Origin of the sequence: Gluconobacter sp. P1D12_c (assembly GCF_018812105.1) — a bacterium.
Classification (GTDB): domain Bacteria; phylum Pseudomonadota; class Alphaproteobacteria; order Acetobacterales; family Acetobacteraceae; genus Gluconobacter; species Gluconobacter oxydans_A.
Map to the genome: position 1 here is coordinate 1 of NZ_JACSIQ010000253.1, position 548 is coordinate 548.

At 57.8% G+C, this 548-nt stretch carries 1 protein-coding gene; it reads left to right on the forward strand.

Features of this window, described 5'->3' with window-relative positions; translation table 11 throughout:
- Nucleotides 1-548, forward strand: a 548-nt coding sequence (locus tag KP705_RS16605; RefSeq protein ID WP_215765051.1) for a transposase, incomplete at both ends; no start/stop codon positions are given.

Consider the following 548-nt stretch of genomic DNA (forward strand, 5'->3'; position numbering starts at 1 on the left):
CCTATTCAGATGGAAGCAAAGGCGGGCGACCGCCATTTGATCCGGTGCTGATGTTCAAGATCCTGGTGATCCAGACGTTGAACAATTTGTCTGATGAGCGGACGGAATATCTGATCAACGATCGCCTGTCGTTCATGCGCTTCCTTGGGCTGGGGCTTTCAGATCGTGTTCCTGATGCCAAAACACTCTGGCTGTTCCGTGAGCGCCTGACGCAGGTGGGAGCGATCGAGGGTCTGTTCAACCGTTTTGACGCGACCCTGCGGCACGCCGGCTATCTGCCGATGTCGGGCCAGATCCTGGATGCAACGCTGGTGGCGGCTCCAAAGCAGCGCAACACGAACGCCGAGAAAGCCGATCTCCGGGCAGGCCGTATTCCCGAAGACTGGCAGGACAAGCCGTCAAAGCTGTCGCACAAGGATCGCCATGCGCGCTGGACGCTGAAGTTCACGAAAGCGAAGCGGCAGGACGATGGAACCATGCCGTCGAGTGATCTCGCTATCCCATTCTTTGGCTACAAACCCCACGTCTCCATCGACCGGAAGTATCGG